We start from the raw sequence: 18,882 nt of genomic DNA, 5'->3' as shown, positions 1-18,882 counted from the left end.
CCTCAGACAATACCGGTGGCAATGACACCGATGTCGCGCAGCATGCTTTCCGCTGCCGGACCCGAACGGCGCGTCGTGCGCTCGCGTTCGAGTTGCTTGTTGACGACGTTCCAGTCGAGGTCGAGGAAGGTGAGGTGGCCCAGTTCGCCGCGAACTGCCTTGGCAAACAGAGCACGCAACGATTTCCGGGTGATTGCCCGGCCACCAAGGCCGGCGACCACCGTGTGTCCATGCAGTTGCAGACCCGACATTGCCATGCGTACGTCGGTGGAGAGAACGCCACCGATGCCGACCGCCAGACTCTTTTCCAACACGACCACGCGCTGCGCGTTCTGCAGCGCGGCGCGGACGTTGTCGAGCGGGAACGGACGATAGGAAGTGATCCCGAGCACGCCGATCTTCTCGCCGGCAGCACGCATCTCGTCAACCGTATCCTTGATCGTTCCGAGCACCGACCCCATCGCCACAACCACCGTTTCTGCATCGTCGAGGAGGTACGAATGGGTCAGCCCGCCTGAATCGCGACCGAAGACCGCCTTGAACTGCTCGGCCAATCGCGGGATCAGTTCGAGAGCCTGCATCTGCTTGGCGTGCGCCAGGTAGCGCACCTCCGAGAACGCTTCCGGACCGACCATTGCGCCGATCGATACCGGGTCGGTCGGGTCGAGAACCTGACGTGGCTCGTAAGGCGGCAGGAAGGCATCGACCTGTTCCTGGGTCGGTACGTCCACGCGCTCGTAGGCGTGCGTCAGAATGAATCCGTCCATGCAGACCATGACCGGCAGGCTGACTTCCTCCGCCAGCTTGAAGGCCTGGATGTGCAAATCCAGCGCTTCCTGATTGGTTTCGGCGAAAAGCTGGATCCAGCCGCTGTCGCGTTGCGAGAGCGCATCGGTGTGGTCGTTCCAGATGTTGATCGGTGCGCCGATGGCCCGGTTGGCGACCGTCATGACGATGGGCAGGCCAAGGCCGGACGCGTTGTATACCGCCTCGGCCATGAACAGCAGGCCCTGCGAGGCCGTGGCCGTGTAGGTACGGGCGCCTGTTGCCGACGATCCGATGGCGACACTCATCGCCGCGAACTCGGATTCGACGTTGATGAACTCGCAGTCCTGGATTTCGCCGGCCTTGACCATTTCACCGAGGCCTTCGACGATGTGCGTCTGCGGAGAGATCGGATAGGCGCAGATCACTTCTGGCCGGCAAAGGCCGACGGCTTCGGCAACAGCGTGTGAACCTTCAGTCTGTTTAAGCATGTGCGGCCTCCTCATGACGCGCCGCCTTGATCTCGTCGGCAACGAACTGATAAGCCTCGGTTGCCGCAGCGCTGTTGTTGCTCGCCACTCTGTCCGAGAACTTGGCATTGATGGCTTTGATCACTGACTCCAGCCGAATGATGCCGGATGCGGCGGCAAAGCCGGCCAGGAGTGGAACGTTGGGCATTGGTCGGCCGACGTGCTTGCGGCTGAGGTCGGTGGCGGGAACCGTGCACAGCCTGTCTGCTGGCCAGTCTCGGACGTAGTCACCGAGGCCCAGTTCGGCAAACGTGCGGCTGGTGTTGATCAGGATGTATCCGCCCTTCTTGAGGCCAGAGAAGACGTCGACCTGGAGCAGCAGAGTAGGATCCTGGATGATCAGCGCATCGGGTTCCATGATCGGTTCGCGCAGGCGGATCTCCTCATCCGCGATACGGCAAAAAGCGACCACCGGGGCACCGGTTCGTTCCGAACCGAAACTCGGGAAGGCTTGGGCATGGCGGCCTTCCTCAAACGCAGCAATAGACAACATCTCGGCAGCCGTAACCACGCCTTGGCCGCCGCGACCGTGTATGCGGACTTGGAACATGTTTCCTCCATTGTTTTCCATCGTTTTTTGACGCCCGCGCAGCATAGCTTAGTTCGAATCGATTGAAAACAACGATACCTTTGCGTATGGGCGGCAGTCGCGGGCCGTCGCTCCGGGCCGGTGGCCGGGCCTGCCATTGGCTGGCCGGGTTCATGCGGGCGGCGCGGTAGCCGCCCGCGCTGGACGTTACGCTCTTCGGGGGATCAGCGTAGTGTAGTCGAAGTCGAGGACCACGCTCGGATCGTAGCTGCCATCGGCCGTCTTGCAGGGGAAGTCGGCGCACGGTCGATCCTTGGTCGCGACGGTACGCAGGCGCAGTGCGCCGAGGTCGTTGCGGCCCGGCAGGACCATTTTGTCGACGACCTCTGACCAAGCGTAGATCGTATCACCGGCAAAGGTCGGCGTGACATGCCGACCGCCGTTGATCGCCGCGACGAGGAAGGCATTCGCCAGGCCGTTGAAGGAGAGCGAACGTGCCAGACTGATGATGCAGCCCCCGTAGATGATCCGGCGGCCAAAACGCCCGGCGCTTTCCGCCTGCTGATTGAAGTGCACCCTGGCGGTGTTCTGGTAAAGACGCGTCGCCATCATGTGCTCGCTCTCTTCGATCGTCATCCCGTCCACGTGGTCGATCCGCTCACCGACCTCATAATCGTCCCACAGGTCAGGGTTGCCGGACAGCGTGCAGTCGTACTGATCGACGCGGATTCCTGCTGGAACGATCAGGTCTCCCGCAGCGACCGCCTCGGGGAGGTCGGGTACGCAGGCTGGCGGCGCTGGCGACTTTGGCTCGCGCTTGCGCACCATCACCCAGCGACAGTAGTCAAGGGCGATCTGCTGGTGCTGATTGATCCCGCACGAGCGCACATAGACGATCCCGGTCTGGCCGTCCCGGTTTTCCTTGAGACCGATCACCGTCGAGTCGGCCGTCAGCGTGTCACCGACGAAGACCCGGTGGCCGAAGCGGCCAGCGGCATAGCCGAGGTTGGCAACCGCATTGAGCGAGATGTCGGGAACCGTTTTGCCGAAGACCACGTTGAACGCGAGCAGGTTGTCCACCGGCGCACGCGGGAATCCCAGGCTATACGCGAAGGTGTCCGACGATGTGATGGCAAAGCGCGAGCCGGTCAACGCGGTGTACAAAGCCACGTCGCCCTCGCTGATCGTTCTCGGTGTCGCATGGGCTATCGTCTGCCCGATCTGGAAGTCCTCAAAGAAATTCCCCAGTCTGGTCTTCTCGCTCATCAGGTGCCTCCTCGTTGTGCCGACCAAGCTCTTTCCTACCAACCGTAAGCCGCCGCGAGTTCCGGGTCGCGCCTGGCCACCAGACGCGCCAGATCGACGATGACCTTCGCCTGCTTCCAGGTCGCGTCGTCCTGCATCTTGCCGTCGATTGTTGCCACGCCGCTGCCGTCTGGCATCGCTTCGAGGATGCGTTTGGCAAACAGTACCTCCTTGACGTCGGGGCTGAAGACACGCTTGGCAATCGCGATCTGGTTGGGCGCCAGCGACCAGGCGCCCGAACAGCCCATCAGGAAGGCATTGCGGAACTGTGCCTCGCAGGCGGCTTCATCCTTGAGGTCGCCAAACGGGCCGTAGAACGAGCGCAGACCGTGCGCCACGGCCGCATCGACCATGCGCGCGACGGTGTAGTGCCAGAGATCCTGCTGGAAGAAGGCGCGCTGCTTCTCGCCTCCATCCTGGCCGGCTTCAGGGTCGGCGAGGACGCCGTAGCCGGGATGTCCGCCGCCGACGCGCGTCGTCTTCATGCCACGCGAGGCGGCAAGGTCGGCCGGGCCGAGGCTCAGACCATGCATGCGCGGACTGGCGCCGCAGATCGCCTCGACATTGGTGACTCCCTGCGCGGTCTCGAGCAGCGCATGCAGGAGGATCGGCTTCCTGATGGCGTACTTCGCTTCCAGTAGCGAGACGTACTGATCGACGAAGTGGATGTCCCAGGGTCCCTCGACCTTGGGAATCATGATCACGTCGACCTTGTTGCCGACGTGCTTGATGATCTCGTTGAGGTCGTCGAGTACCCAAGGGCTGTTCAGCGCATTGACCCGCACCCACATGGCGGTGTCGCCGAAGTCGTGCGCGGCCAGCAGGTCGATGAAGCCGGCGCGTGCCGCGTCCTTGGCTTCGATCGGAATCGCATCCTCGAGATTGCCGCACATCACATCGCACTGCCGGGCCGTCTCCGGTGCCTTGGCGCGGATCTTGTCGATGTGTGGCGGAAAGAAGTGGATCATTCTCTCCGGCCTGACCGGAAGCTCACGCAGGGGTTGTGGGGCGCCAATGGCGAGCGGTTTGTAGAAGTGCACTGGTAGCTTCATGGCAGTTTCCCTGGTAGAAAGAAGGCTGGTTGTTTCTGCGGTCGCGGGCAGGTTTGCCGGCGACCGGCTCAGGTAGGTCCGGCGACGACGCGCGCGTCGTGCAGACGGCCGACTTCGGCCTCGCTCAAGCCGAGGATGTCGAGCAGAATCTGATCCGTGTGTTCGCCGAGTCTGGGCGCCGGCATCGCCGGCAGACGGGGTACGCCGGCAAAGTCGAGCGGCGTCGACGGCATCAGGTAGCGCCCGATGCCTGGCTGCTCGGTGAGTGTGAACATCGGATTGTCGGTGGAGCAATCCGGGTCGGCGGCCACTTCCTCCCGCACGCTGCGGTAGGGGCCCCAGGTGACGCCGTGGGCATCGAGGGTCAGCGCGGCTTCCGCCAGCGTGCGGGCATGGAACCAGGGTTCGAACAATCGGGCAATTTCCTGCCGTGCGCGATAGCGATTGCCCTCGTCGTCGAAGTCGAGGCCGAGTCGCGCAGCCAGTTCGCTGATTGGCTCCCGGAGACCGGTGGCCTTGACGAGGCGGCGCCATTGCATGCCGGTCAGGCCGACGACCATCAGACGCCGGCCGTCGAGCGTGCCGAAGTCGCGGCCAAAGGCGCCGTAGAGGTAGTTGCCCTGGCGCGGCCGATCGGCCCCATTGACCATGGCTTCGGCGAGCATGCCGAAATTCCCGAGCATGGCCAGCGCCACATCCTTCAAGGCCAGACGCACCAGTTGTCCTTCGCCGGTCAGCCGCCGGTGCCGTTCGGCAGCAAGGAGGCCCAAGGCGATCATTTGACCGCTGATGAAGTCCCAGGCGGGAAAGACGTGGTTGACGACTTCCGGGGAACTCGTTGGTCCGGTCATCAGGGGCAGGCCGAGCTGCGGGTTCAGCGTGTAGTCTACTTCGGACCCACCGTCCCGCCGCCCCGTCAGGTTCACCATGATCAAGTCCTGCCGGTGCGCTTGCAGCGCTTCATAGGCAAGCCAGCCTTTGGCCGGAAAATTGGTGCTGAAGAGGCCTGCATGGTCCCCGGGCGCGCAGATCAGCTGGGTCAGCAACTCCTGCCCGCGGGGCAGGCGAAGGTCGACGGCTATCGAACGCTTGCCCTTGTTCAGTCCGGCCCAAAACAGGCTGTGCCGACCGTCGAGGGTGAGTGGCCAGCGACGGTAGTCGAGGCCGCCGCCGATGGGGTCGAAGCGGATGACGTCCGCGCCGAGTTGGGCGAGAGTCATGCCGCCGAGTGGCGCGGCAACGAAGGCCGAGCCCTCGACGACGCGCAGGCCCTTGAGAATTCCGTCCATTGTCTCCAATCACCCCGCTTGTGGTCAGATTACACGCTTCTTGCGCAGCGCGTCGATCTCGTGCTCGTCCAGGCCGAGCAAGCCGGACAGTACTTCGTCGGTATGCTGCCCGAGTCGCGGCCCGAGGTGCTTGATCCTTCCCGGTGTCGCCGACAGGCGTGGCAACACCGATGGAACGATCACCGTCTCGCCGATGTCCGGCTCATCGATCGCGACCAGGTTGCGCCGCGAATGAAATTGCCGGTCGCCGAAAATGTCGGCGATGCTGTTCAATGGTCCGGCCGGGGCACCGGCGGCGAAGCAGCGGGCAAGGATTTCCTCCCGGTGCAGCGAACCGCACCAGTCCCTGACGATTTCGTTCACGTCATGCCGGTTGTCAAGCCGTGTCTTCTGGTCGCCGTAGACATGCGGCGCTGCCAGTTCCGGGCGGCCCATGGCAATTGCCAGGCGCTCGAAGAGCTTGTCGGTGACGCACGAAATGGCTACCCATTTGCCATCTTCCTTGGTCGGGAAGTGGCCGTGTGGGCAAGCGAAATCGTTGTGCGTTGGCCCGTGCCTCTCGCGCACGCGACCGAACATGCCATAGGCCGGCGCCAGTTCTTCGGTGCAGCGAAACACCGACTCGTACAGCGCAGCGTCGATGTACTGTCCCTTGCCGGTGCGCTCGCGGTGGCGCAGGGCCATCAGGATGCCGATACAGCCATAGAGGCCGGTCAGGTAATCGCCGAGGGTGGTCGAGCCCGGGGTCACCGGCGTTCCTCTCGGCATTCCCGAGAGAAAGGCGATGCCGCCAACGGCGTGTGCGACGCGGGCAAAGCCGGGACGGTCCTTGTAGGGGCCGGTCTGCCCATAACCGGTAACGCGCAACATGATCAGGCCAGGGTTGATCTCGCGCAGCACCTCCCAGCCGAGTCCCCACTTCTCGAGGGTGCCCGGCCGGAAGTTCTCGCACAGCACATCCGATTTCTCGATCAGCCCCTTGAACAACTCGACGCCTTCCGGCAAGTGCAGGTCGAGCGTCACCGATCGCTTGTTGCGGGCTTCGCTGAGCCAGGCCAGCGTGTCCTTGCGGTTGGTCGGCGTACCGAAGTAGCGCAGGGGATCGCCGCCTTTCGGGTTCTCGACCTTCAGGACATCGGCGCCGAACTCGCCGAGGATGCTGGCACTGTAAGGTGCGGCGATGACCGTGGCGGCATCGATGACGCGAATGCCTTCGAGCGGCAACCGGGTCTCGGTCTGATCAGTGGTCATGGGAGTTCTCGTGAAAAGGCCGGTCAGATGATCTTGCGCTGGCGCAGTCGCTTGATCTCCTGCGCCGAAATACCGAGTAGTTCGCGCAGGACTTCATAGGTGGCGTTGCCCAGCGGTGGCCCGAGATTCGAAATCCGCCCCGGGGTCTCGGAAAGCGTCGGCACGACGCCCGGAATCACCACTTCCCCCAGGCCCTCCTCGGTGAGGCGGGCGAGATTGCCGCGGGCTTTGAAATGCTCATCCTCGAACATGTCGGCGATGCTGTTGAGCTTGCCGATCGGTACCTCACCATCAATACAGCGCTGCATCACCTCGTTGCGGGTCAGCGAACCCACCCATTCGATGACGATCCGGTTGACCTCGTCACGCGCTGCCAGACGCTTGCGTTGGTCGCCGTAACGGTCGGCCGCAGCGAGCTCGGGCTTCTCCATCGCCGCGGCGAAACGTTCGAACATCTTGTCCGTGGTGCACGCGATGGCGACCCATTTGTCATCAACAGTCCGGAAGTGTCCGTGCGGAACGGCGACGAAACTGCCGGCACCTTCGCGTTGCCGGACCTTGCCGAACAGTCCGTAAGCGGCGGCGATCTCGTCCATCTGGCGGAAAACCGCCTCGTAAATTCCGATATCGACGATTTGCCCTTCGCCGGTCGCCTCGCGGTGCCTTAATGCCAGCAGGATGCCGATAGCGCCATAAAGGCTGGACAGGTAGTCGCCAAGCGGCGCCGTTCCCGGCAGTACTGGCGTCTCGCCCGGAAAGCCGGCGAGGTAGGACAGACCGGCAAAGCCATGGGCGATATGCGCGAAACCCGAGCGTCGACGATACGGTCCGGTCTGCCCGTAGCCGGAGACCCGTAGCATCACGAGTGCGGGGTTGGCCTTGCTCAACTCGTCCCAGCCGAGTCCCCATTCCTCCATCGTTCCCGGCCGGAAATTCTCGATCAGCACGTCCGACTTGGCCACCAGCTTGAGGAACAGCTCGACACCCTCCTGCTGGCGGAGGTCGAGGGTGACCGATTTCTTGTTGCGGCCTTCGCTGAGCCAGGCCAGGGTCGCATCGTGGCGTTTGGAGGCCGTTCCGAAGTGCCGCATCGGATCACCGGCGATCGGATGCTCGACTTTCAGAATCTCGGCGCCGAACTCACCCAGGATGGATGCCGCATAGGGCCCGGCCAGAAAAGTCCCGACATCGATGACGCGCAAGCCGCTCATCGGTAGTTGGTCGTTGTCCGCTGACTGCTCCTGATCCTGCTCCAGAGGATTCTGCGACAACTGGGCGTTCGCTGCGGGGTTAACTGCTGCAGGCCCGGTTGGTGTTGGCGCCCCAGTGCCCGTGGGGGCTGGCCGCGACGCGGCGGACTTCGTTGAAGCAGCTTCCTCTTTCATGGCCCATCCTCCCGACTGTCGAGCCGGAAAACCTCCCAACTCCCTTACCCTGCGCCAGGCCCGGCACCGGCATAACCCCCACAGTATATGGGCAAACACGGTCATGGGCGCAAGATCTCAGGGCGTCGGCCAATGGACGCATCGACTGCTGGCGACTTGAGTTTGCCAGCGTGCTGTGCTGTACTTGTGCGTCCGCCGCCGGAAACTCTACCGAAAGAACCCCAACAATGACCGAATCGAGGATACCCTACACGCAGTGGATTGGCCGCCATGAGATCACCGACGATGACCTCGGTCTGGCCCCGGCGCTGGCAGCGGCGGCGACATTCGACGATACGGTGACGCCTCTTGGCAACGGCAGCGCGTTGCCACCACTGTGGCACTGGTTCTACTTTCTGCCGAAGACGCCGCAGGCGCTTCTCGGGGTCGACGGGCACCCACAGCGCGGAGGATTCATGCCGCCGATTCCGTATCCGCGGCGCATGTTCGCCGGCGCGCGCTTGCGCTTCCACCGCCCGTTGATCATCGGCCAGCCCGCCCGCCGCGAGGCGGTGATTCGCGACATCAAGGAGAAATCGGGACGTTCCGGCTCACTCGCCTTTGTCTCGGTCCTCTGCCGCTTCTACCAGGATGGAGCGCTGTGTATCGAGGAAGAGCAGGACATCGTCTATCGCGAGCCGGGGCCAGCCGTTGCCTGTCCGCGCGTAATCGATTGGCCGCCGCTGCCGTCTTGCGTCTGGTCGCGCATTGTGGAGCCTGAGCCGCGACTCCTGTTCCGCTTCTCGGCGTTGACCTTCAACGCGCACCGGATCCACTACGATCGTCCCTATGCGATCAACGAGGAGGGCTATCCCGGTCTGGTCGTGCATGGGCCGTTGACCGCGGTCCTGCTGATGGAACTGCTGCGCCGGGAAACAGCTCAGGCGGTGCTCGACTACAGCTTCCGGGGCCTGGCGCCGCTGTTTGATCTGGCGCCGTTTCGCCTCGTCGGCACGCTGGTCGATGGCCGGGTGTCGCTCGAGGCGCAGGGCCCAGATGGCGCTGCGGCAATGAGAGCCAGCGCCGAGCTGGCGCCGGCGTAGCACGGGTACTGCACAAGCGAAGCGAGCGGGGGACGGCAACAAACAGAGACCAAACCGACGGGCTCGGCTGCCCGGCCCGTCCGCTCGCTGGCAGGCTACTTGCCGGCTGCTTCGCGTTTTTGCCGCGAGGTGGTCATCAGCGTCGCTTCGCCGTCGATGACCACCTTGTCGCCGACGGTGCACACGGTATCGACTACGACACGGCACTTTTCGGCAACGACTTCCTTGACTGTCACCTTGGCATGAACCGTGTCACCCGGCCGCACCGGCGCACGGAAGCGCAAGGACTGGCTCATGTAGATCGTGCCAGGACCGGGCAGACGATTGCCGAGTACCGCTGAAATCAGGCTCGCCGACAACATGCCGTGCGCGATGCGGCCGCCAAACATCGTCGTCTTCGCAAAATCTTCATCCATATGCACCGCATTGACGTCCGTGGACACGCCGGCAAAGAGGACGATGTCCGCATCCGTAATGGTCTTGGCGATCTCTGCGCTCATGCCGACCGACAAGTCTTCGATGTCGTAACCGTTTTGGGGATTCATGCAAGTCCTTTCAGGTAATCATCAGCGCAGGTATCGCCGCGCCAGGGGAATACGGCGTTGGTTTGCTGCCAGCGCCAGTTTGAGTGTCTTGAAGTTTCCGGGTGCCCCGCGCCTGGTCTGCCGCCACGACAGGAAGGTCATCCGGACCATCAGAAGTATATATGGGGATCTCCGTGCATGGCCAGTCTTCATTGTCGAATCACCGAGAAATGTTTTGCGTCTTCTGGCCGCCACAATGGGTTTCGACAAGTGGCGAATACGCCACGCGCCGGATGCACAAAGCATTAGACCGGTCTAATCCGGAGTAATAACGACTTTACCCGTGGACTTGCGACTAATCAGGTGATTGAGCGCATCGACAGCCTGTTTCAGCGGATAAGTGGCGGAGACATGCGGTTTGATCGCACCCTCCAGATACCACTGGATCAGTGTCCGGAAACTCTCGGTCATCACCTGCGGATTCAATTCCGCATAAGCCGGCCAGTTGAGACCAATCACGTCCACATTCTTGACCAGAAGATGATTGGCGGGAATTTGCGGCACGCTACCGCCTGCAAAGCCAATGACCAGTAGGCGCCCTTCAAACGCGATGCTGCGCAGCGAAGCCGCGAACAAGTCGCCACCTACAGGATCGTAGACGACATCCGCACCGCGACCAGCGGTTAACTCCTTGATTCGCGTGCGCACGTCCTCACGACTCGAATCAATCAGATGGTCGGCGCCGTGTGCGCGCGCTACTTCGAGTTTCTCGGGGCCGTTCGCTGTGGCGATAACCGTCGCTCCCAACTGCTTGCCGATGGCGACGGCGGTCAGACCGACCCCGCCCGAGGCACCATGCACCACGAGCGTCTCTCCTGGCCGTAACCGCGCCCGATGCGACAAGGCGACATGCGAGGTGCCGAACACCACGGGAAAGGCCGCGCCGTGTTCCCATGACATCGCCGCCGGCATCGGCACGCAGCGCTTCGTGTCGGCAATGACTTGTTGGGCATAGCCACCGTGCGCTGTCATGGCGATCAGGCGATCGCCAATGGCGATCCCTTGTACGCCGCTGCCAAGTTCCAGCACCTCTCCGGAAACCTCGAAGCCGGGACTGAATGGTGGTTGTGGTTGCTTCTGATACTGGCCGCGGGTGATCAGGCTGTCGGCAAAATTGACTCCACAGGCGCGGACCCGGATCCGTACCTGCCCGGGTCCGGGGCGCGGTTCCGGAACGTCATCCAGGCGTAACGCCGCGGGACCGCCAAGTTCGTGGCAGACAATGGCTTGCATGGCAGGAACCTCTCGGGGTTGTAAAAAAAACCCTTCTCCATCCTGACGGACAAGAAGGGCGTCTTGAGAAATCCCCCTTCCCAAGCAGGAAGGGGGTGGGCGCGACGTGTCGCTTTGGTGCGGGCGAGCGCTGTTTACTCGCCGATGATCTTGCGCACCACGTCGGTCATGGAGATGACGCCCACAGGCCGATCGTTTTCCGTTACCACCAGGCGATGCATGCGCCGGCCCGTCATCAGGCTGACCGCGTCGCTCAACAACATCTCGGCATCGCATGTTGCACAGCCAGGGGTCATGATGTCCCCGGCGCGCATCGAGCGCGCTTCCTGCGGGCTCCGGCCCTGCCGCGCCAGAACCATATCGGTCTGCGATACGACGCCGATCGCCTTGCCTTGTCCATCCATCACCACTACCGCGTGGATCTCCTTGTCCACCATGATCTTGGCCACCGTCCCGAGGACATCGTCCGGCGTACAGGAAATGATGCCGCGATGCATCAGGTCGCTGACCTTGCTGCCGTCGTCGGCAATAGTGATCGCTTCGCCCTCGGCGATATCCGGCAGCGGGGTGGACATCGGATAGGGATGCGGCGTGGTATGCACGTCGCCCTTGGGCAGCGTCGGATGAACGATCGCCACGGGCGGCTTGCCGCTGGTGCCCAGGCCGAACTCGGTGGCACCAATCAGCACCGACATGTTGCCGTGTGGATGTTTGTTGTCATGCATCAGTTGGTGGGCAAGCGGCAACTCTTCGTAGGTGAAAGCCCGCGACATGCAGGGATCGATCAGGCCACGCAGCGCCAGTTCGTTCATTTCGTTGCACTGCACGGCATTGGCGAAATGTGAGCCTTGCAGGCGCTTCTGCCGCATCCACAGATAGCGCAAATCGACGGTAGCGTTATAGCCCGAGGTACCGGCGCAAACGACGACCATACCGCCGGTTTCGCAAACGAAAATCGAAGAAGGGATGGTGGTCTCGCCAGGATGTTCGAAGACGATGTTCGGCGCGCGCTTCTCGCCGAGAACTTCCCAGATCTTGGCACCGAAGCCCCGCACGCCCTTCAGCCACTTTGCATAGCCCGCGTTGTCCTTCCAGTGCGGCAACATGCCCCAGTGATCGAAGTCGTTGCGATTGATGCAGCCTTTGGCGCCCAATTTCATGCAGTAGTCGAACTTGTCCTCGCCTGACACCATGGCCACGGAGGTCGCGCCGACCGCCTTGGCGATCTGGATCGCCATCGAACCGAGGCCGCCCGCGCCGCCCCAGATCAGAGCGACGTCCCCCTTCTTGATGGAGTTGGCGCCCCAGCCATGGAGCATCCGCCAGGCCGTAGCGGCGACCAGCGTATAGGCCGCCGCTTCTTCCCAGTTCATGTGCTTTGGCTTCGGCATGCACTGGTGGCCCTGGACCTTGGTGAACTGGGCGAAACTACCGTAATTGGTTTCGTAACCCCAAATCTTGAAAGAGGGCGAGTACATCGGATCGCCGCCGTTCTGGACCCACTCGCAATTACGGTTCCATTGGCCGCAGTGCATTACCACTTCGTCGCCCACTTTGACGTTGGTCACGTCCTTGCCGATCGCGTAGACGATGCCGGACGCGTCGCTGCCGCCGATGTGGAAGTCTTCAGGCTCGCCGCCCTTGTTACGGGCAGCGATGACATTGACCGGAAAGCCGAGGCCCGCCCAGACGTTGTTGTAGTTGATTCCCGCCGCCATCACGTGCACCAGCACTTCGTCGTCGGCGATGGCAGGGGTATTCACCACTTCCTTCTGAAACGCCTCCGTCGGCTTGCCGAAACGGTCCGCGCGGATCAACCAGGCGTGCATTTTCTCCGGAACTTCGCCCAGGGGAGGCCTATCACCTAGTTCATACAATTGTTTGCTCATCAAGATGCTCCTTCTTGGTTAGACTGCTCGGTTGATTTACCGACATGAATCTGGAAAGAATATGTTGCCGCAGGCGCTCGTACTCTGCAAACTGGCTGGATGGATTTTCCCTCAGCCGCTCGCCGACAACAGCACGGCCGCCGGCAAGTTCGAGGCCAAAAGTTCCGAATTCCTCTTTCAGCAAGCGTACTACCCAGGCGCTCTGATGGCGCGTGCGCAGTTTGCCGAGCAAGCCGGCATTGGCGAGAAACTCCCGGTGTCTCTCGCAATGCTCCTGCAATTGCCTGATTCCTGTATTCATCGTCGCGCTCACCAGACACACCGGGTAATCCCAATTCTCCCGGCGATCGTGCCTGGGCGCGCTCCGGCCAATTTCGCTCGCCGTTTTGCGCGCCGGGGCACCAAGGTCACACTTGTTGACCGCGAAAATATCCGGAATCTCGATGATACCCGACTTCAGATACTGGATTGTGTCACCGGAGGCCGGCTGGGCGACATAACAGACCGTATCGCCAATCTCGGCAATATCGATCTCGGTTTGGCCGACGCCCACCGTCTCGATGATGACAATATCGAAACAGGCCAACATCAGCCAACTCATCGGCCAAACCTCGGTGGCGACGCCGCCCAACTGATTCCGACTGGCCAGCGAGCGGATGAAGAGACCTTCGTCGTGAGACGAATTCTTGATACGAATGCGATCGCCCAACAAGGCGCCACCGCCCAGTTCGGGGCGACTGGAGGGATCGACTGCCAGCACTCCGACGGTCTTGCCGGAGAGGCGCCACTCCCGAATCATGGCGGAGACGAGCGAGGACTTGCCGGCTCCGGGAGGACCCGTGACCCCGATCAGGTGACCGCGACTGAGCCAGCGCTCGCCGGAAAGAGCCGCCAGCAAGCGAGCCGAACGGTTGCGCGCCTCAGCCAGCTTGTTGTCCAGCAGGTTCAGGCCGCTGGCGACCGCAGCCCTTTCCCCGCGCAGTATCCGTGCGGCTAGCTGCTCAGGATCGGGAAGAGTGGGTGAAGTCATCGACCTGTCAATGCAGCAAGCCAATCCGGTCGAGCCCGTTGCACTCGCGGATCACATCCACGATATCCCCCATGATGGCGTTGAGACTGAAGTCCTTCGGTGTATAGACGGCGCGCACACCGAGCGCCATCAGCCGTTCGGCATCCTCGCGCGGGATGATGCCGCCGGCAATTACCGGCACGCTTGCCAGATCGCGCAGGCGCAGTTCCTGCAGGACAGACTCCACCAGTTCCATATGGCTGCCTGACAGTATCGACAGGCCCACCACATGCACGCCTTCCTCCTGAGCGGCCTGGGCAATCTGTTGCGGCGTCAACCGGATGCCGTCGTAGACGACCTCGAAGCCGACGTCTCTGGCCTTCACGGAGATCTGCTCTGCGCCATTGGAATGTCCGTCGAGTCCGGGTTTGCCGACCAGTAGTTTGAGTGGACGACCCAAGGCGTTGCCGGTGTTGGCGACGCGCTCCCTGAGATCGGTGACCTGATCCTTCTTGCCGAGTACCTCGCGGCTGTCGATGGCGATATCGATTCCCGTCGGTGGTCTGAACTCACCGAAGACCCCGCGCAGCGAGTCTCCCCATTCGCCGGTGCTGACTCCCGCCAGAGCACAGCGAATCGAACTTGGCATGATGTTCTCGCCGCTCTTGGCGGCATCGGTGAGTCCTTGCAGGGCGGCTCGGACCTCGCTGTCGTTTCGGCTTCTGCGATGCGCCTGCAGCCTTTCGATCTGCTCACGCTCAGCGGCCGGATCGGTCTTCATGATGCCGCCATCACTGCCGACAGTCAGCGGCGATTCGGCCGTTTCCTGGAAGCAGTTGACGCCGATGATCTTGAGATCACCCGACTCGATGGCGCGCAAGCGGTTCATGTGGCTACCGACCAGTTCGCGCTTGACATAGCCGGACTCGATCGCGGCAATGATGCCACCCTGGGCTTCGACATTCTCGATTTCCCTCTTGGCGCCCTCGATCAGTGCCTTGACCTTGGCGGCAATGACCGGCGAACCATCGAAGATGTCCTCGTATTCCAGCAGATCCGTTTCGAAGGCCATCACCTGCTGCATGCGCAGCGCCCACTGCTGGTCCCACGGGCGCGGCAAACCCATTGCCTCGTTCCACGCCGGGAGCTGGATGGCGCGGGCCCGTGCGCGCTTGGAAAGCGTCACCGCCAACATCTCCAGAACGATTCTCTGGACATTGTTTTCCGGTTGCGCCTCGGTCAGCCCCAGGGAGTTGACCTGTACGCCATAACGGAACCGGCGAAGTCGTGGGTCCTCGACCTTGTAGCGGGTCAAAGTCAGTTCGTCCCACATTTCACCGAATGCCCTGAGCTTGCAGCATTCCTCGACGAAGCGCATGCCGGCATTGACAAAGAACGAGATGCGCTCGACGACTTGCGGGAAAGCCTCCGGCTTGATCTCGCCGGAAGCCTTGACGCGGTCGAGAACCGCCATCGCGGTGCACAGGGCGTAGGCCAGTTCCTGAACGGGCGTTGCTCCCGCCTCCTGCAAATGGTAGCTACAGATATTGGTGGGATTCCACTTCGGAACATGCTTGACGGTGTAGTTGATCGTATCGGCGATCAGGCGCATCGACGCACCTGGCGGATAGATGTAGGTACCGCGTGAGAGATACTCCTTGATGATATCGTTCTGGGTGGTGCCGCTCAGCCGGGTCGGGTCGATCCCGCGTCGTTGCGCCAGGCCGATGTACAGCGACAGCAGCCATGCGGCCGTCGCATTGATGGTCATCGAAGTGTTCATCTGATCGAGAGGGATCTGATCGAACAACTGATCCATGTCCTCGATGTGTGATATGGGCACGCCGACCTTGCCGACCTCGCCCTTGGCCAGAGGGCTGTCGGCGTCGTAACCGGTCTGCGTCGGCAGGTCGAAGGCTACCGAGAGACCTGTCTGGCCTTTGGCGAGATTGGTCCGATAGAGGGTGTTGGATGCCTTGGCCGAGCTGTGACCGCTATAGGTCCGCATCAACCAGGGCTGATCCCGATTCTTCCGGGCGGCAACCATGACTAACTCCTCTTTCTGATCAAGAGACGTCTCTCGATCTCAAAAATCTTCTCATCAATCTTCTCCTTGCCCATCTCTTTCTTGTCGTTCTCCTTGATGAACAGGTCCTCGCCATATTTGGCCAAAGCGTTCGCCGCACTGATGTTCTTGACACCGATCAGCTGAAGACTGACGACGCCGAACTGCCGGGCCAACGCGCCAGGAGCATCTTCGGCCGCCAACACGCGCGACAGGGCGGCAACCGTATCGCCGGCAATCGAGGGCTGGGTGTGGTAACCCTCGGTAAAACCAAGTTCCCAGATGCTGTTCTCGCTGACATCGCGGCTGGCCAGTCCTTCCAGCCACGCGAACACCAGTCCGCCATAGACGATGGGATCGCCGCTCATCTTGCCCGACAAGCCGGAACTGAAGACCCGGTCGAAATGCAGGGGATGAGTATTACCCACCGCATAGGTCAGCGGCAGATGCTCGTCGGTTATCGTTCTGCCGTTGGCGTGCACGATGACCTCGCCGACGGCGAAATCCTCGAACCACGAGTTGGGACCGGTGAGGCCGCCGGGGAGTCGCTCCGGAAAGTCGGGCAGGATCACATCGGCATCGTCCACCCAGGGGAAACTCGGCATCAGGCCGTCGGCCGACGTGGGCAACGGGGTGGTTGGCGGACGGTCGCCCTGACCGGCAACCATGATCTTCCTCTCGTACTGCAGTACCACTTCGCCGTTCTGGTTGACGCCCAATGTACGTATGGTCACGATGCCGGGCTTGCCCGCGCCGCGCTCCTTGCGGTCGATGACCTTGGTCAGCGAGCGAATGGTATCCATGGCCTGGACCGGCCGCAGGAACTGGGCATCGTAGTAACCCAGGTTGGCCATCGCCTTTTCCGAATCGTTCTGCACGCCCAGCGAAAGGACGACGTTGAAGACCATCTGCGGCGAAGCGAGCAGGCCGGAGAAGCCGCTGGCCCGCGCATACTGGTCATTGAGGTAAAGCGGATTGCACTGCATGTAGGTCCGGGAGAAAGTCTCCATCTGGGCGCGCAGGAACGTGAAACCGCGCGGGTGAACGAACACCTGCCCCGGTACGAACTCCTCCAGATAGCGGCCGTAGTGGGGATGGCGTACCTTTTTCAGGTCCACGCCCACCTTTTCGGCCAGTTCGACCTGTGGTCGGAAACGAATTGCCTGCGACATTGAATGTTCCTCGTGGCGTATCCATCTGCCCGTGTGGACGGGGCCTATACGGAGTCAATAAGAGAGCGTGCGATGACCTTCAGGGCCAGCGTTTCTTCGGCTCCCTCGAAAATCGACAGCACGCGTGCATCAAGGAAATACCGACTGACGGGCGACTCCTCGGCATAACCCATGCCACCGTGAATCTGCATCGCTTCGCGGGTGAGCCACTCGGCCGTGCGGCAGGTGAACAGTTTCACCATGCTGGCTTCCATCTGCCCCTGACCCTGATCCATCAAGGCCCCGACCGCGTAGGTAAACTGGCGGGAAACGGTCAGCAGCGTCGCCATGCGCGCCAGCTTGACGAGCGTCAGCTGGAACTCACCTATCGGTTTGCCGAAGGCGTGTCGTTCCTGGGAATAAGACACCGCGCGCTCGAAAGCCGCCTGCATGACGCCAATGGCGCGTGCCGCCGTCTGAATGCGCCCGCCGGCAAATCCGGCCATCGTGAAATAGAAGCCTTTCCCTTCGCCTTCCGGCCCGCCCACCAGGTTCTCGTCCGGAACGAAGACGTGGTCGAAGAAAACCTCGTAGGAATGCATGCCGCGGTAACCGATGGTCGAAATCGCGCGCCCGCTCAGCACGCCACCCTGTCGCTGACGGTACTCGAAATCGTGTCCGTCATACGAGTCCTTTTCGACCAGGAACATGCTCAGCCCCTTGTGACCGAGCGAACGGTCGGGATTGGAGCGTGCCAGGACCAGCAGGACGCCCGCCTTGCCGGCCATCGTGCACCAGGTCTTGACGCCGTCGAGTATCCAGCCGCCCTCGCACTTCGTCGCCTTCAGACGCATGGCGGCGACATCGGAGCCGGTATCCGGTTCGGTGACGGCAATGGCACACAAGGGTTCACCGACGGCTACCTTCGGCAACCACTTCTCTCGCTGTGCTTCCGTTCCTCCCTTGAGCAGGGAGCGGCTGAGGATTTCCGGGCGGGTAATCAGGCTGCCCGCTCCCCCGAGCGAGCCGCGCGAAAGCTCCTCGGTGACCACGATCATCCCCATGTTGTCTTCATGATCGTCGCTCTGGATGCCGCCGTAACGTTCGGGAATCGACAGACCGAAGCAGCCCATTTCGGTCAGCGGCTCGAGGATTTCCTGGGGAATGATGCGATCGTGCCGATGGATCTCCTCGGCCAGCGGCATGACTACGTTGGTTGCCAGTTTGCGGAACGAGTCCTGCATCATCGTCGCGTCGTCACCCAGCATGTACGCACCGCTGGCGCCATTCAGCGCGATGACCTGCCTGCCCAAGGCTTCCAGATTGCCGGCATCCAGTTGTGTCTGGCAATAGTAGCTGAGGCTGGACGAGGCCAGGGCGGCCACGTCGGCCTCCTTCAGACCGAAGCTCTGCGGCCGCGCCCACAGGCGATGGTGAATGTTCTGCAAGGCTTCGGCACAAAAGACCAGGGCCATTCGTTCCTCAAGGCAGGCACCGGCGCCCGCCGCACCGGCGGCGACCACCTTGCCGGCATAGTCCACCGCAAAGCGCGCGGCCGTCGACTCAGCCGCACACCACGCCAGATCGAAGCTGGCCATCTGATGCCCGTCCAGTTTCTCGTTCGAGACTCCCTTGGTGGTCGCGCATTGCTGCTTTATCCAGATCAGCGATTTCCTGATCACTGCGTCGGCTGATTCGAGATGCTGCAGTGCCACCTGCATCCCGTTCTTTACCTCAGTCATGGCTCATCCCTTTCTTCTTGG

General features: G+C 62.1%; 15 protein-coding genes and 1 pseudogene. 1 reads left to right on the top strand and 15 read right to left on the bottom strand.

Features of this window, described 5'->3' with window-relative positions; genetic code table 11:
• Nucleotides 1-2 precede the first annotated feature (2 nt).
• The 7 genes from porA to CAP2UW1_RS12500 all read right to left on the bottom strand — a co-directional run bounded on the left by porA (nt 3) and on the right by CAP2UW1_RS12500 (nt 7,932).
• Complete coding sequence (gene porA / locus CAP2UW1_RS12530) at nt 3-1,256, bottom strand: 2-ketoisovalerate ferredoxin oxidoreductase subunit alpha (protein WP_015766984.1); 1,254 nt, start codon at nt 1,254-1,256, stop codon at nt 3-5.
• On the bottom strand, nt 1,249-1,845 hold the full coding sequence (locus CAP2UW1_RS12525; RefSeq protein WP_015766983.1) for a 2-oxoacid:acceptor oxidoreductase family protein: 597 nt from the start codon (nt 1,843-1,845) through the stop codon (nt 1,249-1,251). Before CAP2UW1_RS12525 ends, porA begins: the two co-directional genes overlap by 8 nt.
• A 186-nt stretch (nt 1,846-2,031) precedes the next feature.
• A complete protein-coding gene (locus tag CAP2UW1_RS12520) occupies nt 2,032-3,090 on the bottom strand; it encodes a MaoC family dehydratase (RefSeq protein WP_015766982.1) in 1,059 nt (352 codons plus the stop codon).
• Between the two features lie 35 nt (nt 3,091-3,125).
• Nucleotides 3,126-4,181: an HpcH/HpaI aldolase/citrate lyase family protein gene (locus tag CAP2UW1_RS12515; RefSeq protein WP_015766981.1), complete on the bottom strand. Its 1,056-nt coding sequence runs from the start codon at nt 4,179-4,181 to the stop codon at nt 3,126-3,128.
• A gap of 68 nt (nt 4,182-4,249) precedes the next feature.
• Nucleotides 4,250-5,470: a 2-methylfumaryl-CoA isomerase gene (locus tag CAP2UW1_RS12510; protein ID WP_015766980.1), complete on the bottom strand. Its 1,221-nt coding sequence runs from the start codon at nt 5,468-5,470 to the stop codon at nt 4,250-4,252.
• A 24-nt stretch (nt 5,471-5,494) separates the two neighbouring features.
• Nucleotides 5,495-6,721, bottom strand: coding sequence for a CaiB/BaiF CoA transferase family protein (locus tag CAP2UW1_RS12505; protein ID WP_015766979.1), 1,227 nt, complete (start codon nt 6,719-6,721; stop codon nt 5,495-5,497).
• Between the two features lie 23 nt (nt 6,722-6,744).
• Nucleotides 6,745-7,932, bottom strand: coding sequence for a CaiB/BaiF CoA transferase family protein (locus tag CAP2UW1_RS12500; protein WP_291912752.1), 1,188 nt, complete (start codon nt 7,930-7,932; stop codon nt 6,745-6,747).
• Between the two features lie 401 nt (nt 7,933-8,333).
• On the opposite strand from CAP2UW1_RS12500, the gene CAP2UW1_RS12495 reads away from it, so the two are divergent.
• Nucleotides 8,334-9,188 carry an FAS1-like dehydratase domain-containing protein gene (locus CAP2UW1_RS12495; RefSeq protein WP_015766977.1) on the top strand — a complete coding sequence of 285 codons (855 nt, stop codon included), beginning with the start codon at nt 8,334-8,336 and terminating at the stop codon, nt 9,186-9,188.
• A gap of 95 nt (nt 9,189-9,283) precedes the next feature.
• On the opposite strand, the gene CAP2UW1_RS12490 is transcribed toward CAP2UW1_RS12495, so the two are convergent.
• The 8 genes and pseudogenes from CAP2UW1_RS12490 to CAP2UW1_RS12460 all read right to left on the bottom strand — a co-directional run bounded on the left by CAP2UW1_RS12490 (nt 9,284) and on the right by CAP2UW1_RS12460 (nt 18,861).
• Complete coding sequence (locus CAP2UW1_RS12490; RefSeq protein ID WP_015766976.1) at nt 9,284-9,733, bottom strand: MaoC family dehydratase; 450 nt, start codon at nt 9,731-9,733, stop codon at nt 9,284-9,286.
• 294 nt (nt 9,734-10,027) lie between these two features.
• On the bottom strand, nt 10,028-11,005 hold the full coding sequence (locus CAP2UW1_RS12485) for an NADPH:quinone oxidoreductase family protein (protein ID WP_015766975.1): 978 nt from the start codon (nt 11,003-11,005) through the stop codon (nt 10,028-10,030).
• Nucleotides 11,006-11,139: 134 nt separating this feature from the next.
• Nucleotides 11,140-11,502 carry a CBS domain-containing protein gene (locus CAP2UW1_RS26125; protein ID WP_291912749.1) on the bottom strand — a complete coding sequence of 121 codons (363 nt, stop codon included), beginning with the start codon at nt 11,500-11,502 and terminating at the stop codon, nt 11,140-11,142.
• A gap of 159 nt (nt 11,503-11,661) precedes the next feature.
• Nucleotides 11,662-12,894 (bottom strand): annotated as a pseudogene (gene ccrA, locus CAP2UW1_RS12480) (crotonyl-CoA carboxylase/reductase); the annotation flags it as partial.
• A complete protein-coding gene (locus CAP2UW1_RS12475) occupies nt 12,875-13,924 on the bottom strand; it encodes an ArgK/MeaB family GTPase (protein WP_015766973.1) in 1,050 nt (349 codons plus the stop codon). The gene CAP2UW1_RS12475 and the pseudogene ccrA, both read right to left, overlap by 20 nt.
• Before the next feature lie 7 nt (nt 13,925-13,931).
• A complete protein-coding gene (locus CAP2UW1_RS12470) occupies nt 13,932-15,950 on the bottom strand; it encodes a protein meaA (RefSeq protein WP_015766972.1) in 2,019 nt (672 codons plus the stop codon).
• 2 nt (nt 15,951-15,952) lie between these two features.
• On the bottom strand, nt 15,953-17,140 hold the full coding sequence (locus CAP2UW1_RS12465; RefSeq protein WP_015766971.1) for a MaoC family dehydratase: 1,188 nt from the start codon (nt 17,138-17,140) through the stop codon (nt 15,953-15,955).
• Between the two features lie 44 nt (nt 17,141-17,184).
• A complete protein-coding gene (locus tag CAP2UW1_RS12460; protein WP_015766970.1) occupies nt 17,185-18,861 on the bottom strand; it encodes an acyl-CoA dehydrogenase family protein in 1,677 nt (558 codons plus the stop codon).
• Nucleotides 18,862-18,882 lie beyond the last annotated feature (21 nt).

Origin of the sequence: Candidatus Accumulibacter phosphatis (genome assembly GCF_000024165.1) — a bacterium.
Classification (GTDB): Bacteria; Pseudomonadota; Gammaproteobacteria; order Burkholderiales; family Rhodocyclaceae; genus Accumulibacter; species Accumulibacter phosphatis.
This window is presented reverse-complemented; position numbering and strand designations above follow the sequence as displayed.

Coding starts and splice junctions, on each gene's coding strand:
- porA (WP_015766984.1), bottom strand. CDS start 1,256: ATGCTTAAACAGACTGAAGGTTCACACGCTGTTGCCGAAGCCGTCGGC.
- CAP2UW1_RS12525 (WP_015766983.1), bottom strand. CDS start 1,845: ATGTTCCAAGTCCGCATACACGGTCGCGGCGGCCAAGGCGTGGTTACG.
- CAP2UW1_RS12520 (WP_015766982.1), bottom strand. CDS start 3,090: ATGAGCGAGAAGACCAGACTGGGGAATTTCTTTGAGGACTTCCAGATC.
- CAP2UW1_RS12515 (WP_015766981.1), bottom strand. CDS start 4,181: ATGAAGCTACCAGTGCACTTCTACAAACCGCTCGCCATTGGCGCCCCA.
- CAP2UW1_RS12510 (WP_015766980.1), bottom strand. CDS start 5,470: ATGGACGGAATTCTCAAGGGCCTGCGCGTCGTCGAGGGCTCGGCCTTC.
- CAP2UW1_RS12505 (WP_015766979.1), bottom strand. CDS start 6,721: ATGACCACTGATCAGACCGAGACCCGGTTGCCGCTCGAAGGCATTCGC.
- CAP2UW1_RS12500 (WP_291912752.1), bottom strand. CDS start 7,932: ATGAGCGGCTTGCGCGTCATCGATGTCGGGACTTTTCTGGCCGGGCCC.
- CAP2UW1_RS12495 (WP_015766977.1), top strand. CDS start 8,334: ATGACCGAATCGAGGATACCCTACACGCAGTGGATTGGCCGCCATGAG.
- CAP2UW1_RS12490 (WP_015766976.1), bottom strand. CDS start 9,733: ATGAATCCCCAAAACGGTTACGACATCGAAGACTTGTCGGTCGGCATG.
- CAP2UW1_RS12485 (WP_015766975.1), bottom strand. CDS start 11,005: ATGCAAGCCATTGTCTGCCACGAACTTGGCGGTCCCGCGGCGTTACGC.
- CAP2UW1_RS26125 (WP_291912749.1), bottom strand. CDS start 11,502: ATGCATCGCGGCATCATTTCCTGTACGCCGGACGATGTCCTCGGGACG.
- CAP2UW1_RS12475 (WP_015766973.1), bottom strand. CDS start 13,924: ATGACTTCACCCACTCTTCCCGATCCTGAGCAGCTAGCCGCACGGATA.
- CAP2UW1_RS12470 (WP_015766972.1), bottom strand. CDS start 15,950: ATGGTTGCCGCCCGGAAGAATCGGGATCAGCCCTGGTTGATGCGGACC.
- CAP2UW1_RS12465 (WP_015766971.1), bottom strand. CDS start 17,140: ATGTCGCAGGCAATTCGTTTCCGACCACAGGTCGAACTGGCCGAAAAG.
- CAP2UW1_RS12460 (WP_015766970.1), bottom strand. CDS start 18,861: ATGACTGAGGTAAAGAACGGGATGCAGGTGGCACTGCAGCATCTCGAA.